Origin of the sequence: Streptomyces sp. GSL17-111, assembly GCF_037911585.1 — a bacterium.
In the GTDB taxonomy this organism is placed as follows: Bacteria; Actinomycetota; Actinomycetes; order Streptomycetales; family Streptomycetaceae; genus Streptomyces.
Genome location: NZ_JBAJNS010000001.1, coordinates 1 through 15,817, shown reverse-complemented (window position 1 = coordinate 15,817; position 15,817 = coordinate 1). Strand labels below are relative to the sequence as shown.

Genomic DNA, 15,817 nt, shown 5'->3' with positions numbered 1-15,817 from the left:
CGAGAACGGGGCCGGTCTGCGGTCAGCGGACCCGCTGGCCGTGGCCGGCCCCGCGCCGGTGGTGGATGTGGAGGCGCTGGCGCTGTTGCTGGCACCGCCGGCGATGCTGGGGGAGTTCGTGCCCCGCTCTCCGTGGAAGGGCCTGCGCCGCCTCCCCGCGCAGGTGCCCGAGCCCCGGACCGGCCCGCTGCCGCAGGCCTTCGCCCGCAGCGTCGAAGAGCTGACGGCAGGCGCCGACGTGCTGGGTGTGCTGGTCTCCGGCGGCCTGGACTCCCTGGCCGTCCTCGTACACACGCTGCGCGCCGCCCGTGGGCGGCGGGTGGTGGCGCTCACCACCGACCTCACCGATGACACCGGCACGAGCGCCGCGGCGGTGGTACGCCGACTGCTCGCCGCGATGAACTTGGACGCGGAGCTGCACGTCCTCGATCCGGCCCGGGACGGCTGTGAGCCGGTGTGGACGCCAGCCGGGCCCCGCCTGGACGCCCTGCCCCGGATCAACGCTGCCGCCGCCGCGCGTGCCGCCGAAGCCGGATGCCACGTCCTGTTGTCCGGCGACGGCGCGGACGAGTTGCTGGGCGTTCCGCGCTACGCCACCGGGGCGGTCGCCGCCCAGCGAGGCTGGCGGGCAGCCGTCCGCTACGCGGCCGACATCGCCTCCTCCGGACCTGGCCTGCCTGGGGAGGTGGCCGCCGCTGCCTCGGCCGTGCTGCCTGCCGGGGCGCGGGCGCGCACGTATTGGGCGGCGAACTGGCCCGCCTGGTGTGACCCCGCCGCACCAGCCGTGCTCGCGGAGCCCTACCGGTCGGCGGCCACCGCCTGGGCCCGGACGTGGGTGGAGGAGCAGATCGCCCAGCACGCCGCGCTCCGCCGGTCGTGGGCGCAGGCCGACGCCATGGACGCGCTCTTCCCCCGCGAGGCGATCCCGCCCGCCGACACCGTGCCCGAGGCATCCCCGTTCCTGCGCCCCACCCTCCTGGTCGCCGCCCTCGCCCTCCCGCTGGGCCAGCGCTACCACCCAGCCCTGCCCACGCCCTACCTGCGCTGCAAGGCCCAGGTGGTGCGGCTGCTGCCACGGTCCGCGCTGCCGGTGCTGCCCCGCCGCAAGCAGTACTTCAAGGCCGCGCTCGCCCACGCGTCCGTCACCGGCCGAAATGCGCCCCGTTGCGTCGCGGCCGGGCTGCTCGATCCCGCGGCGCTGGCCGTGGAGACCGATCCGGCGGTGCTGCTGGTCGTCGCCGCGCTCGAGCGGTGGCTGACCGGCGCCGAACACGCCCTGGCGACGCGCCCCTGACCCGTGACCGGACCGCGCGTCCGAGCAGCACTACTCCACTGGGGGGCAGGGCTGGCGGGTGAAGGAGAACAGCCGGTCCACCTCACGGAAGCCGGCCCGGTCGTAGAGGGCGTTGGCCGCGGTGCGGTCCCGCTCCGGATCGCCGGGAGCGTTGTCGTCGACGTAGAGGATCACCTCATCGGCCCCCAGCCCGGTCAGCAGATCCAGCGAGGTACCCAGCAGGCCCATTCCGAGCCCGCGCCCGCGCGCGGTGGGGGTGACGCTGATCCACCACAGCACCCCGATCCCCGCCTCGGGCCGGCCGATGGTGGCCTGCGCCAGCACCTCGCCTCCTTCGCGAATCTCCACCTGCTTGCCGGGCAGTTCCTCGCAGTCCCTCACGTGCACCTGCGCGGCGCGCGGCAGATCGGCGGCTGGCAACGGTCGGTGCATGTAGCGCCACAGATCCCGACCGGCGAACCCCGCCTCCTCCAGCGCCGCCTGGGTCGCCGCACGGTGACGCACCGGCAGACCCTCCAAGCCCGCGGTCAAAGCGGAGGCGAACTCGAAGGCGAACACCGTCCGCGACCCCAACCGGCCCAGCACATGGGCCACGAGGGCTTGCGCGACGCCGTGGTCCTCACAGCAGTGCAGCCACAGGATCAGCCCCGCCCCGTCCGATGCCCTCGTGGCGTAGGAGACGACACCCAGCACCTGCCCGGCCGCGTCCTGCGCCAGGTCCGTGACCGGCGGATCCAGCTCCGCCCACCAGCCGGCATCCACCGCAGACCTGCCCGCCAGCGCCTCGGTCAGCATGCCAGACGTGCCGACAGGCTGACCGACCAACCGATCAGCGGCGATCAAGCTGAGCACCGCCTCCCGGTCCGCCGCATCGTCATACGGCCGCACCGACACCCGCCTCGCGGCCGCCGCGATCCCCACGCCAGCGCCTCCTTCACGTCCCATACCGCCCAGCCTGCCCTCGGCCAGCTGAAGATGCCAGCACCTCCAGGCCAACCCCCTCCGAGGCCTGCCGAAGGTGTCCTTGCCGACCGCCACCGTTTACCGGCAGCTGAGCGACCACCATGTCGGGGCCCCGGCGATGGTCAGCTGGCTTTCTCGAGTAGTAGCGACGTCGCTTGTCGATGGATTTGGGAGGCGTCCTGTTCCCCGGATGGGTGATGTCGATGAGTTTGGGTTCTGGCACAGATCTTGGGGAGCCGTCGCGGAGGGTGATCGCGCTATTGATTGAGAGAGCCCAGATCCCGGTTGCTCGGCCTGAAGGCTCACCTCATACCCTCCGCTCATGACTGATGATCCGTTCCAGTGCCGGTGTGTCCTCTGCCATGACTACGGCGACCGGGACGAAGCGGACAGCATGGATCTGACGGTCATCGAGCACACGCAGCGGCACGGATGGCACGTCGTGATGGTTCCCGAAGACGAGATCGGTCCTGGATTCGCCTACACGGTCGGCCTCGCGCACACCTACGGCGGACCTGAACTCGCCATGTTCGGGACCGATGTCCACGCCATGCACCGCATGCTCAACACGCTCGGAGAGAAGACCGCAGCGGGCGAAGTGGTGGCGGACGGCCAGAGCCATCCTGATGTTGTCCACGGGTATCGAGTCGCCTTCAGGCAGGTCGATCGCAGCTGGTACAGGACCTTCTTCGGACAGGCCATTGCCTTCTACCGACGGCCTCCCCTCCCTGTGCTGCAAGTCGCGTGGCCTGATGCCGAGGGCCGTTTCCACTGGGATGAGCAGGCTGGCGAGAGGCATCGCGACTCACAGCCTCAGTTGTGGTTCCCTTCGCGTGACCATCCTGTCGGGATCTGGACGGCCGATCTCTGATCTCAAGGGGCGAGCCGGCACCCGGACAATGCGCTACTGAGGCAAGCCAGCCAGCAGTGCGGCGGCGCCGCCCCGACCGACCGCTGTGCGTTCGGCGAGGCCAGCTCCCGAGCCTGAGCGGTGCCCAGCTCTTGGAAACTACGGTTTCCAAATCGTTCGATAATCCATGGACCAATTCGAATAGTCGCTCCGTGGTGGGCCCAGTCGACGAGCTCCCGCATGCGGATGTCGCCCGGTGCAATCCGGCGTCCGCTCAGGCGGTGGGCGCAATGTAGCCATCCCCGCGCCCGCCCACCCCGCCTCGAATCCACGCACCTCGTCTCTGGCTTCTCAGGCCATCCCAGTTGCATCAAGCCGAACGGCGAGGGGACCATGGCCCTGGTAGACGGCCCCGCCGACTGCCTCGCTCTGCGAGATCGCGTACTTCCAGCTCACCTGGACTGACCTGCGGGAGCCGTCGATGAGGCCCCTGGACCAGCTCACCGGTCCCGGTGTTCACCCCGACCCCGACCCCGGAGCCGGGGAAATCCGGGAACCGCAGGTGCGTGGCCAGAGCCGCTGAGATCATGGCAAGAAGGTCAGTTCGTGATCACGGCAGAGCAGTGGGGGCGGCGATGGACGAGACGAGCACGGTGCGCGCGGTCGCGATCGATTACAAGGCGGTCCTGCGCTCGCCCGGGCGCGCCCACGACGGGATCGTCGACTTCCTGCAGTGGCTCGACGAATGCGACATCTCCTTCGTGCTGCTCACGACCGACTCCCTCGACGCCGAAGCCGCCATGAGGGCCGCTGGCCTGCCCGCGCCCGCCCTCCACCTCTGCCGTGACGACATCCCCGGCCAGCCGGCCCGCGGCGGCGCAGCCTGGCTGCTGACGGTCGCCTACCGCCTCAAGCTGCGCGCAAATCAGCTCGTCATCGTGGGGACCTCCGAGCTGGACTGGCGTACCGGCATCAACGCCGGCGTCGTCCACATCTTCGCCCGCTGGGCCAACCACGTGCGGATTGCGAAGGGCATGATCACCCTGTCCGCCGACGAGCCGTCCGACGTCGGTGAGCTCCTGGAGCACTTTCTCCTGGGCGAGCCCCGCTGGGCCTTCAGTCACGACGACCCCGCCCGCTCCTTGAAGATCCGCTCGCTCCTGCCTCCCAGCGTGCGCTTCCCCCATGCCCCCGGCCGGACTTTCGAGCTACAGGACGTCTTCACCCGCGGCCGCACGATCACCGTCGGCACCCAGGACGCCCGCGACATCCTGATGCTGCGCCTGCTCTCCTCCGCCTACCTCGACGGCACCCTGCCCCACCGCAGCCTCTTCTGCGTCTACCCCAGCAGCTCCCCGGGCCAGGTGAGCCAACAGCTCGCCGGCTTCCTCACCAAGGCGAAGGCGATGGTCGGCTCCTACTACCGCGAGGACCTCCTCGAGCGCACCGGCCAGGCCCCGGACACCAGCCTGGAGCGGTGGAGGAGGAGCCGCGGTGAGGCGAGCCCGGCGGACATCTCGATCGGAGCCCAGGCCCGCACCGTCCGCATCAACCCCAAGTACCGGGGCAAGCTCAAGGGCAAGACGGTGATCGTCTTCGACGACTTCACCACCGAGGGCAAGTCCATCGAGTGGGCCCGCACCCTCCTGACCAGCGCCAACGTGGCACAGGTCATCGCACTGACCATCGGCAAGTACGGCGCCTCCCGCCACACTGCCTACCACCTGCGCCCCGGCACGACCATCGACCCCTACCAGGTCAGCTACCACCTGGCAGCCACGAACTTTGTAACGACGCCCGTCACCGGAGCCGCAGGCCCGGGCCCCGACGACGCCCTTAAGGCCACGATGTCCCACTACATCGCCGCTCGGCAGAGCGCCGACTGACTGCGCGCCCTCCGGCGTACCGAGCAGTTCTTCGCCCAGGCAAGCTGAAGCGGCGATCGATCTAGCCGTGCCCTTCCCTCCCGTACGCGGACCGCGTACGCCATGATGGGAAGTGGCCCGAGACACCGATTCATCCTTCGAACATCCCGGGGCCACGAGTAGAAGGACACCCGATGGACCTCAGTATCACCGCTGACCAGCACGACCTGCTGACCCTGTGCGCGCTGCGCACCGGCGGCACCACCTTGGACTGGAACCTGATCGCGCGCGGTGCCCAGAGCCCTGAGGGTCTGGCCGCGCTCATGGACGGACAGGTACGCGAGGACTCGCGTGCCGCAACCAAGAACCGCCCCCTGCTGCAGCAGGCCCTGACCGCCGGACTCGACGATGCGCGTGCCCGCGTCGACGACGAGCTCACCGCCGCCAGCAAGACTGGTGCGCGCCTGGTCACCGTCCTGGACAAGGACTACCCGGCGAACCTGCGCGTGATCGGCAACCTGCCACCGTTCCTCTTCTACCGCGGCGAACTCGACCAGCGCGACGCCCGCTCCATCGCCGTCGTCGGCACCCGCCAGGCATCCGAGGACGGGCGGCGCAGGGCGGCCCGGATGGCTCGTGAGCTCGTCGAGCATGACGTCGTGATCGTCAGCGGACTGGCCAAGGGCATCGACGCCGCCGCCCACCAGGCCACACTCACTGCGGGCGGCCGGACCTTCGCCGTCATGGGCACTGGCATCGCCGCTCCGATCTACCCGGCTGAGAACCACCCCCTCGCGAAGGCGATCCTCAGTGCTGGGGGAGCGCTGCTGAGCCAGTTCTGGCCCACCAGCCCCCCGGCGAAGTACACCTTCCCCCGCCGCAACGTCGTCACCTCCGGCACCACCCTGGGCAGCGTCGTCATCGAGGCCTCCAGCACCTCAGGCGCCAAGATGCAGGCCCGCCTGGCCGCCGAGCACGGCAAGTTCGTCTTCCTGATCCGCTCACTCGCCGATACCCAACCCTGGGCCCAGAAGATGCTGGCCGAGAACAAGGCGATCCTCGTCACCGCCTCCAGCGACATCACCGACCGCCTCGGCCAGGCCGGGGACATCCAGGCAGCCAGCCAGCAGCGCCAGCAGCTCGCCCTGGCCGGCCTGTGACGGCAGGTCTCCCGGATCCCGCAGGCTTCCCCGACTGCCCGGTATGCGCCTACCGCATCACCGGCACCGCCCGGCTGTGCTCCGACTGCGCTGGCCGCACCTTCCAGCCCGTCGCCGAGCCCCACTGCCGAGTCTGCTCCCAGGCCCTCGCGCCCAGCAGGCAGTGCGGCAACCGGGTGTGCGCGCTGCCGGAAGCCGAGCGGGGGTTCTCCCGCGTCGACGCAGTGGCCATGCACTCCGGAGCCCTACGCGACAAGATCCACGAGCTGAAGTACGAGGGGAGAGCCGGGTGGGCGATGATCTTCGGCCGGCTCCTTGTCGGCTGGATGGAAAGCCACCCCGAGGCGATGCGGGGCATCGACCACATCGTCGGCAACCCCACCCACACCGGCCGACAGCCGATCCGACACATCGAAGCGATCATGGACGCCGCCTACACGGAGGACGTAAGACGAGCCTTCCCTCTCAGCCCGCCAGGCGGCCACCGGCTGGTGAAGCATGTCGAGACGGCACGGTCCGCGAACCGCACCCTGGACGAGAAACGCGCGGTCGCGGCGGCGCATGCCGCCGCGCTGACCTGGACTGGAGCCACCGGCGATATCAAGGGGGCAACCGTCCTCCTCGTCGACGACGTATTCACCAGCGGCTCGCAGCTCCAGCACGTTGCGCGGCGTCTCCGGGCGACGGGTGCTGCCGACGTTCGGGGACTCGTTCTCGCCAGAGCCCCCTGGAGCGGATGACCTCACCGTCGAGAGCGGGCCTGTCGGTTCGGCGCGCTGTTGCGGTGAAAGGGAGCGGGGCGGCGAGGTCTGCCGGGGCGGTCGACCCTAAGCGGAAGGGTCGAGGCGTCGGCCCTCGGTGCCGGTGGTGAGAGCCGCCAGCGGGTGAGCTGCTCGACGTGGCGACGCCCCCGTTGCGTAGTCGGCTGATGGCTCGCCGCAGCGATATGGACCGTCTACCGGGCCGAGGCCGCGCCGCTTCGCCTCAAGGCACCCAAGCTCGCCTTCTGCGTGCCCTGGTCGCTGCTCGACCTCCACGGGGTCCCACCACCGATCCCCCAGAACCCCCGCTGACCATCCGGTGCACCCGCCCGGGCACCGAAGCAGCACCTCTTGAGATACCTCTCCGGCGCCACCGTACAAACTGATGCAACGTCTCCTGAGACTGCCACCGCCCCTTGAGTCCCCGGCGAGTGCGTCGTCCACCACCCACGATTGGTCCCGCTCCTGCGGAGCCCTGCTCGGACCGCCGACACTGCGGTGGCCGCGCCCCCGGGCGCCCTCGGCACACCCAGACTGCCTTCTCGGCGTTCCGATCGGTGCTGCGGCGAGGCTGCCCACGGTGATCGGCGACAGATGTGCCTCCCAGACGCTGCAACAGCTTCCCGGGCCGCGGACAAGTCCGCAGGACAGGCCATGCCCGAGCAGAAGGGCACCAGCTGGTACTCCTGCTACGTGGCTGACGCGGGTAAGCCTGCGGCAGAGGCGGGCCGGCTCACCTCCGTATCGGGTGAGCCATGCTGTCGGTCCAGAAGAGGTCCCCCAGCTTCGCAATCCACTCGTTCCTGGCCAGGACGGTCGCCTAGAGTTCGACCGCTGCACCTGGAGTCAGGAGTCGAGATGGATGCTCAGCCAGCCGTTCTCAGCGCGGTGAACAGCGCAGTCGACTCCTGGAAACCTCTGCGCAAGGTCGGGCGGGCCCTGCGCGCTGGCTACTTGAACACGAACCCGGGCGAGGAGGAGCACGAGCACTTCGCGGCCCTGTGGGCGGCCATGGAGTTCCGGCTGCAGGACGGCACCTGGGAAATCGTCCTGGGACCGTTCCGCAGCACCGACGACAACGGTGACCTGGTGCCGAGGACCGTGAAAGAGATGGCGCCCGCGGTCTTCGAGGTCTGGGCCGCCTACGCCCCCGAGACGACCAACCCCCTGGTCCGGGCCCGGCTTCACCACCTGCTCTGGGCGGCCCGGCATGGGTCACGGCCCATCGAGCACCTCCGCTCCGCGGTGCACAGCTACCGGACTGGTGTCCGTAGGCTGCTGACGAAGGCGGAGGACCACCAGGAGGCACCCGCCGACTCGCCTGAGCCGGGCGGGACGGCATCCTTCGAAGGTGGGCTGGCCCGGCTTCGTGCAGCGGACGTCCTGGTGCTCGCTTACGACTTGGCGGCCGCTACGCGGCAGCCGGAGCGTATCGACATCGTTGGCGAGATGATCGCCCTCGGCCATGCGGCGCTCACCTGGACTCCTCCGTCGCCGGGCGTGCTCGGTCTCATGACCGCCCCGCTCATAGTGAGCACGCACGGCAAGTCAGCCGTGCGTCCCCTGCTCGAACGCGCTGTCGACGAGTACTGCGGAGAGGGCCAGTTCCACTACCGGGTGGAGTTTCTCGAAGAACTCCGCTGCGTGGTGGGCCCCGAAGAGCACCGCAACGTGGACGAACGGATTCACCGCACCCGAATGGAACTGGCCGACGGCAGTACGGGACTCCGGAAGCTCCTCGCCCTGGAACATGCTGCTCGCCATGCTCGCGACAGAGGGCTGACCGACGCCCTTGACGAGGTGCTCCGAACGCAGCAGAAGATCGGTCCGGACGAAATATCCATGGACACCATCCGCACTCCGGTCCCCCTGCCGCCGGGCTACCTGGAGGCCGCGAGCGCGGCCATCGACACCGCTGACAGCATGGAGTACGCACTCCACTTCATCGCCACCACTCCTCCCACGATGAGTGATTCCGCGGCCGTGCCGTCCGGGCTGCTGTCCCTGCCTACGGTGTACATCAACGCCAACGGCCCCGTTGTGACGCGCACTGTCGGCAGCGACAGAACTGGAGGAGAGGGCTTCTTCTTTCGGCAGCACGTCTTCGCCCTTGAGGTGCACGGCCTGGTCGTCGAAGCCCAGCTAGACCGAGTCCGCGACCGGTTCCGCCCGACGGCGGAGGACCTCGTGCCGTTCTTCGCTGGCCCGGAGCATGCTCCGGAGACTCGGATGCGCGGTCTCGCCCGCGCCTTCGAGGCGTTCTGGGAGGGCGATGTTGACACGGCACTGGCCCTGGCGCTGCCGCGCCTCGAAGGCATGCTGCGTCGGCGACTTCAGGCAGTCGACGTCGCGGTGATCACGCCTGCAAAAGGGGAGACCATCGGACAGGTCCAGCAACTTGGCTCTCTCCTGGACAAGCTGGATGAGCTCGGCTTTCCCGAGCCGTGGCCCCTCGTCCTCCGGACGGTGCTGGGCAACGCTGAGGGGCAGATGAACCTCCGCAACAACGTCCTGCACGACCTGCTCGACACGCCTTCCCGGCACAAGGCGGCGCTCGTGCTCCAGATCGCCCTGGCTGTGCTCTTCCTCGGGGAGGAGCCACCTACCCGGACGGGAGCCACCGACAGCGGCACGCCGACGCCGTTGCCGTGGAACGCCGCCGCCGACGAGCACCTGCCGTTCCCCGTGCCCGACCCCCGGGCCCATCACTTCGTCACCCAGTACGCCGACATGCACGACATCGTCGCCCGCCTGACGCTGCCCCCCGGTATCCCGCAACCCGCGGCAACAGTGCTGCACACCTCCCGCGAGCTCCTGCGCCACTCATACTTCTGCTACGAGTTCTCCACCGTGGCCCTTCTGCACGCCCTGATCGCGGTGGAGATCGTCCTCCGGGCCAAGATCCCTGACTCCGGCACGAAGCCGCTCCATGCCCTCATCAAGCAAGGCAAGGAGAGTGACCTCCTGACCGAGCGGCAGGCAGAGTTCCTCCACGACGGGCGCAAGATACGCAACCGCATCGCCCACGGCCAGACGGCTCATTCCGTCATGCCTCCACGCTGGGGCGCCAGAATGCTCACTACGTCCTTCACCTTGATCAGCGAGGTCTGGGCGGCCCAGCCGACGGCACCGGTCACAACCGACACAGATGAAGGCACAGATGTCTGAGATGAAGGAGTCCCTCGCGGGGCCTGGTTCCTCCGGCGGGGAGCTGTCCGTGGTGGGGCAGCGCCTGCACGCGGTTCTGGACGCGGAGCGGGTGGTGGACGACCTGCGCCGCTACTTCGGGATCGGTCTGCCCCCGGGTTCTGGCGCGTTCACGGGGGGCCGGTTCGAGCACCTGGCGGGCGGGGGTGACCGTCGGCAGGTCGCGGACCGGTTCACCGCAGAGGACCTGGTGGCGGTGCAAACCCTCTCGGTGACCGTCCCCGCGCCCGTCGCCCTCGACCTGCTGGAAGGCCCGCTGGGCACCCAGCTGTCCAAACTGCTGCGAGAAATCCCATCAAACATTGATATGTCCGATGCCGATGCCGCAGTCGTCGCGGACGGCTCGCCAGCCTACCGGGCCTGGTGTTTGTTGGAGGGCCAGCGCAAGATGGGGTGGGTGACCGCCGGGAAGCTCTTAGCCCGTAAGCGGCCGCGGCTGCTGCCTGTCTACGATCGAGTCGTGCGCTGCGCGCTCGGCCACCCGCCGTCGTTCTGGACCGAGCTGCGCACCGCCCTGCGCGAGGACGAAGCGGCGTTGCACCACCGACTCCTTGGCATGCGGCAGATTGCGGGCCTGCCCGAGACGGTCAGCGCGCTACGGGTCGCCGATGTCGCGGTATGGATGGCCCACCCGGCCCCGGGCCACCGCTGCCCATGAGGACCCGCCGCAGGGGCGGTCAAATACTGACGCGACAGGGCTTGTTGGTCCTTGGGGTGCCAGCTGGCCTGGTGTGTTGTGGGTCTCGGCTCCCAGCCTTACGCGGACGTCGTCCGCGCCCGAGTCACCGCCGACCCCCGCGACCCTGTGCTCCTGGGCCTCGCAGCCCTCGACCGCGACGCCCCTCGCGCAGCAGGTGCTCGTGGATCGATTCGTGCGACATGCGCATCACGGTAGAGGCGCGGTGTGTGAGTGCACCGAACGTGACTGCCGGTGCAGGGTGAACGGGCAGGGTGGTTTCGTGTCCGGGGGCCGCTCATCATCAGGGGATGGGGGTACAGATGGACATGGCGCTGCCGCGGAGGCTGATCGACGGCGTGCTCCTCACGCTGTACACGCGCTACACCGCGAAGGAACTGCCAGCGCTGTGCAAGCGCCTCGGCCTCCCCGTGCCCAGCGAGGGCAACACCAAGCACGAGCGCCTGGCGGCCAGCCTCAACGCCTGCCCCGACGACCGTCTGCCAGAGGTCGCCGACGCGGTTCTTGCTCAGGAGAACCTGGACCAGCCCGAACGAATGGCGCTGCAGGATGCTCTGTGGCTCGGCCGCCCCCACGTGCAGGTCCCGAGCCGGACCAGACGCGAGCTGAGCAGAGACTTCGATCTAGCCGACCACCTCCGCTACCCGGACCGCTTCATGGCTCTGCTGAGCCGGCTATGGCACCTGGACAACGATCCACTTGGCGGATGGACCACCACGACCAACAGCCTGCGCAGCCAGATCGAACGCCACGTGATCCGGTTCCCGGACGACTGGACAACCGAGCACCTTTTCGAGCGGCTCGGTGCCTTCGAAGCCCCGCACCCCCGTTTCGGACACTTCCTCGAGGGCCTGGCATCCCCCGCAGTCCTGCCCCATGAGCCCGCCCAGCGCCGCTTCGTCGAGCTGGCTAACCGGCACCTGAGCCCCGTGGGCGCCCAGCTGATCCAGCACGCAGAGGCGGACGGCTACCCCCAGTTCCAGCTCGTCGAGCACGGCCGCGGAACCGCACGCCGACCCCGCAACCTCATCTTCGCCACCCTGGGCAAGCCCGACATCCGCTTCACCAGTGCCCTCGACAACGACATCGAGGTAGCCGAACGCGCCGACGAGGTGCTGGTCTACGACCGCCCCATCGGCAAAGAGGGACTGCTGTGGCGACACCTCCTGTCCTGGTGGCAGGAATCCCGGAATATCACTGATCACGAGCAGGCGGCGCGAGCCCTCTACCGCCGCATGGAGGCTTCACTGCCACCAAAGTCCCCAGGACAGAAGAACCTGTTCTGGCACTACCACCACGCCAACCGGCACCATTTGAACGACGTTCCCGCCCTGCTGCCGGAAATATGGCTGCACTGGGATCCCAAGACCCTCCGCGAACGCGGCATGCATGCCATGCAGAACCTGCGCATGGACTTCCTCATGCTGCTCCCCGGCACCCGGCGCGTGGTGCTGGAAGTCGACGGCATACAGCACTACACCCCCAACGAAGGGACCGAGCCCGACAGCCCGACACGTCGCCACCAGGCCAGCGACGCCGCGACCTGAAGCTCCGCGGCTACGAGGTGTTCCGATTCGGCCACGACGAACTCCGCGACCGCGACCGCGCCCATCCCCTGCTCGCCAGCTTCTTCGCCACGCTCCTTGACCGGACCCCCGCCGGTCCACCTCACGTGCCGCAGCCAGCCCAAGGCTGACCAGCGCTCCACTGCTCCGGTCAAGGCGCCGCCGGGCATCACTGAGGGAGAGGTTGGCTGAGCGCGCCCCGATGCCACCCGCCCGTGGATGACGAAGGCTCCAACGTGACTGGTGGACACGGTTTGGGCGGGGAGGGGATCTATCGCGCCCATTCGAATCCGAGTTCGGCGAGGGCTTGGCGTCGGGCGGCGGTCAGCCGGGCCCGTCTGGTCTTCTGGTTACTCGTCCATACCCCCAATCGAACAGCCACGGGGGCCTGGCTTCCCGGCTCCGCGCCGTCGTGCGTGGCTGAATGAAGAAGCTCTTCGTGCTGCCGTGGGACCTTCAGGTGGCCTTCGCGGGCGAGGTACTGCCGGGCGGCGGTGAGGCCGCGTTCGAAGGCGTCCAGCCCTTCCAGGCCGGGCACCACCGCCGGCCTCTCCCTGCCCTGCACACCACCTCCAGCCGTTGCGGGGGCCTGGACACCCAGCTTCTCCAGCAGTTCCTTCTGCCCCTCACCGAGCTGCGCCCACCCTGCCGAGGACGTCTGCCGCTGCAACCAGGTGCCGACGTCGATCCGCTGAACCGCGTCCCCGGGCGTACCTCGGACGCGCGGCCCACGCCGTCCTCGCCGTCCAGGAGGCGAGCCAGAGCGGCGTAGCGGCGTTGCCAGGAGACCGGCCATGCCGGATTCCAGTGCTCATCAATTTCCCGTAGCGCGGAATCCCTCGATTCCGTCACCACCATGGCACCTTTCCTCAAATTCTCCAGCAGTTGCCAGACCGCGAAACCATCGATCACCGCATCACGCGGCGCGGCCAACGTGCGAATTCCGCGTAATAGGCACGAGCCACGATCAGCCCGTCTGGAAACGGGCGTCAGCGACGTCCCAGACCATGCCCAACTCGTCCAGCAGCTTCCCACCGGTGGGGGCGCAGCCTCCCGTCGCTGAAGGCCCGCCGCTGCTCGCTGACCCACCTCCCAACCGGATAGCCCTGCTCGTGGGTGTCGGTGGCGATTGTGGCGTCGGTGGGTACGTGTGCGTTGCCGTGCCAGGCGACCCATTCCCGGAGGGCTTCGTAGCCGGTGAGCCAGACCTCGCTGTCGGGTTGGAGGACGCGGGTGCGTAGCCACCGTGCGATGACGGCCGGGTCACGGGGCTGGGTGAACCGCAGCAACGGCACCCCCACCCCCTCCCAGCCGTCCCACCCTGCTCCTGGCCGTGGTCCTCGTCGTCGTGCCCAACCTGCTGCTCCGGGTCGTCTTCGTCCTGGCCGTACTCGCCCCGCTGCGCCTGGCCCTCCTGCTGCTCCTGGTCGTGCTTGTCAGCCCGGCCGCCTGCCGTGTGGCCGGCCTTGGTGGGCTCGGGTGTCCGGGGTCGAGCTACCGCCGCCGCTGTGGGACTGCCGGAGGCGGTGCGGGTGGCCAGCATGAGCCGCTGGGGGATGCGAGCATCGTGGCTTTGGAGGCCCTGAAGCACTTGAATCAAGGGGCGGTACGCCCCGGAGGTCATCATCGCGTCGGGCTTCTCACCGGGCGCGAGGAAGACGGGCACGATGATGCGTGCGACCTTACCCTCGCCGGGTTCCTGGCGTAGGGCGCGGCCGAGGATCTGGACGATCTGGACGGGGAGGAGCGTGCGTCGGCGAGGACGACGCCGTCGACGCCGGCGCGGCCGCGGATGTCGACGCCTTCGGCGAGGACCTGGCAGGAGGCCAGGATCTGTACGTCGGCGATCCATCCGTCGTCGGTGATGCCGTCCGCGAACCGGGCCAGGACCTCCCGCCGGTACGTGGCGGGGTGTTCCCGGACAGCCACTCCGACCCGACCCGGGCCGGGTACCGCGCCGGATCACCGGCATACAGCTCGCCGGCCGTGCCGGGCAGGGAGCGGGCCATCGCCATCGCGGCCAGCGTCGTGGAGTGGAAGGTGAGCAGCGACCGCCCGCCGACGTCGTCCAGATGCGTGAGCAGCGCGGCCTGCAACGCGGCCAGACGCCGCCCCTGCACCTCCTCAGCGCCCGCCTCTGGGCCTGGCGCCTGGGGGTCGGTGATCTCCAGCACGTCGACCTCCCACCGCGCCAGCAAACCCCGCTCCACACTTTCCAACAGCTCCAGCTCGAACAGCACCGGCCCGTAGAGGCGTTCGTCGTCCATCGAGGCCACCAACCGGCCCTCACCACCGGACGCGGGCGGGGCCTCCCACAACCGCGGCGTCGCCGTCATGAACAACCGCCGCACCGCCGGCACCCGTGCGCCATCCAGCGCCGCCGCCCACGCCTTCCCCAGATCCCCCGACGTGCGGTGCGCCTCATCCGCCACCAGGAGGTCGAAGACCGGCAGAGAAGGCCCGGTGAAGCCCTCACCGCGCACCGCCCGCTCCAGCACCCCACGCCGGGCCCGCGCGGCGTCCTGCGGCCCGTCCACGTCTTCCTCGGCGTCGTCCTGGCGGGCGCTCTGCGGCACCAGGGAGGCGTACGTCGCCAGCACCACCACCGACCCCGCCTCACATGCCCAGCGAGCCAGCTCCGCCGCGTCGGTGGTGCAGCGCACCCCGAGCGCCTCCAGCAGCGGATCGTCCTCCAGCGAGCACACGGCAACCATGCGGCCCCGGTGCCCGGCACGCCGCCACGCCTCAGCCATCTGCGCCAGCAGGTCCAGCGTCGGCACGAGCACCCCGCACCGGCCGTGCGGCACGAGACGGTGCGCGGCAGCAGCGGCCGTGATGGTCTTCCCGGTTCCGGTCGCCATCACCACCGTCCCCCGCACATCTCCCGCACCCACGGTGGAAAGGCCGCGCAAGATCGCCTCTACGGCCTCTTTCTGATGCGGCCTCAGGATAAAAGACCCCACCGCATCAGTGTGTGTGTTCACCGGCTGATCTCCTCTGCGAGTCGGTCTGATGACGGAATTACGCCACCCCGGATGCGGCCACTCTTACTCTGAAGGGTGCTCCCAGGTTTTCCCAAGCTCTACCCGTGATGCATCACCCCACAGAGCGACACGACCACAGCCCAGAATCCCTCGCTCGCCCCCACCTGTCAAGCCGTCAGGAGGGGGCGCGCGCGTGCTCCTCCGAGTCCATCCCGCCCACCATTCCGGCACGCCGGATGCAACTCACCCCGCCCCCTCCCCACGTAGCTAGCCTGTCTGTACCTCACTCCAGTAGCAGCGGGAACACGCTGACGCAGCCTCGCCCCCCGAACGCTTAGGCGGTGAATTGCGGAGCAATTCACATGCAATTCGCGGAGCGAATTTCTGAGGGATTCCGAAGGAATCCATTCCCCGAATTGCGGAGCAATTGGAGACGTCGCGTAGCGACGTACAGTCGTTCCTGCGGGGAGG

At 69.3% G+C, this 15,817-nt stretch carries 13 protein-coding genes; 9 read left to right on the top strand and 4 right to left on the bottom strand.

The genetic code is table 11. The features are described from left to right. The first annotated feature begins 40 nt into the window (after positions 1-40). Positions 41-1,294, top strand: a complete 1,254-nt coding sequence (locus V6D49_RS00065) for an asparagine synthase-related protein (protein ID WP_340555935.1) — start codon at positions 41-43, stop codon at positions 1,292-1,294. Positions 1,295-1,324: 30 nt separating this feature from the next. Here the strand turns inward: V6D49_RS00065 and V6D49_RS00060 are convergent, their stop codons facing one another. Beyond that, positions 1,325-2,215, bottom strand: coding sequence for a GNAT family N-acetyltransferase (locus V6D49_RS00060; RefSeq protein ID WP_340555934.1), 891 nt, complete (start codon positions 2,213-2,215; stop codon positions 1,325-1,327). A 364-nt stretch (positions 2,216-2,579) separates the two neighbouring features. Here V6D49_RS00060 and V6D49_RS00055 point away from each other — a divergent pair, with 364 nt between their 5' ends. The 7 genes from V6D49_RS00055 to V6D49_RS00025 all read left to right on the top strand — a co-directional run bounded on the left by V6D49_RS00055 (position 2,580) and on the right by V6D49_RS00025 (position 12,344). Then, a complete protein-coding gene (locus V6D49_RS00055) occupies positions 2,580-3,128 on the top strand; it encodes a DUF4262 domain-containing protein (protein WP_340555932.1) in 549 nt (182 codons plus the stop codon). Between the two features lie 614 nt (positions 3,129-3,742). Continuing rightward, positions 3,743-4,993 (top strand): HAD family hydrolase, encoded by a 1,251-nt coding sequence (locus V6D49_RS00050; RefSeq protein WP_340555930.1) that lies wholly within the window; start codon positions 3,743-3,745, stop codon positions 4,991-4,993. A gap of 173 nt (positions 4,994-5,166) precedes the next feature. Further along, positions 5,167-6,132, top strand: coding sequence for a DNA-processing protein DprA (locus V6D49_RS00045; protein WP_340555928.1), 966 nt, complete (start codon positions 5,167-5,169; stop codon positions 6,130-6,132). Positions 6,133-6,308: 176 nt separating this feature from the next. Beyond that, entirely contained in the window at positions 6,309-6,872 is a 564-nt protein-coding gene (locus V6D49_RS00040; protein ID WP_340555927.1) for a ComF family protein, read from the top strand. Between the two features lie 879 nt (positions 6,873-7,751). Next, a complete protein-coding gene (locus tag V6D49_RS00035; protein ID WP_340555924.1) occupies positions 7,752-10,061 on the top strand; it encodes a DUF7380 domain-containing protein in 2,310 nt (769 codons plus the stop codon). Further along, positions 10,054-10,758, top strand: a complete 705-nt coding sequence (locus V6D49_RS00030; protein WP_340555923.1) for a DUF6308 family protein — start codon at positions 10,054-10,056, stop codon at positions 10,756-10,758. The genes V6D49_RS00035 and V6D49_RS00030 overlap by 8 nt, the downstream gene beginning before the upstream one ends. A 341-nt stretch (positions 10,759-11,099) precedes the next feature. Next, positions 11,100-12,344, top strand: a complete 1,245-nt coding sequence (locus V6D49_RS00025) for an AbiJ-related protein (RefSeq protein ID WP_340555921.1) — start codon at positions 11,100-11,102, stop codon at positions 12,342-12,344. 289 nt (positions 12,345-12,633) lie between these two features. Here V6D49_RS00025 and V6D49_RS00020 read toward each other — a convergent pair whose 3' ends face one another. After that, a complete protein-coding gene (locus V6D49_RS00020; RefSeq protein ID WP_340563569.1) occupies positions 12,634-12,900 on the bottom strand; it encodes a helicase associated domain-containing protein in 267 nt (88 codons plus the stop codon). Here V6D49_RS00020 and V6D49_RS00015 point away from each other — a divergent pair. Further along, positions 12,787-13,134, top strand: a complete 348-nt coding sequence (locus V6D49_RS00015) for a hypothetical protein (RefSeq protein WP_340564346.1) — start codon at positions 12,787-12,789, stop codon at positions 13,132-13,134. The two genes, V6D49_RS00020 and V6D49_RS00015, sit on opposite strands and share 114 nt — an antisense overlap. Before the next feature lie 217 nt (positions 13,135-13,351). On the opposite strand, the gene V6D49_RS00010 is transcribed toward V6D49_RS00015, so the two are convergent. After that, a complete protein-coding gene (locus tag V6D49_RS00010) occupies positions 13,352-13,657 on the bottom strand; it encodes a helicase associated domain-containing protein (RefSeq protein WP_340555919.1) in 306 nt (101 codons plus the stop codon). 387 nt (positions 13,658-14,044) lie between these two features. Then, positions 14,045-15,256 carry a DEAD/DEAH box helicase family protein gene (locus V6D49_RS00005; protein WP_340555917.1) on the bottom strand — a complete coding sequence of 404 codons (1,212 nt, stop codon included), beginning with the start codon at positions 15,254-15,256 and terminating at the stop codon, positions 14,045-14,047. Positions 15,257-15,817: the final 561 nt, after the last annotated feature.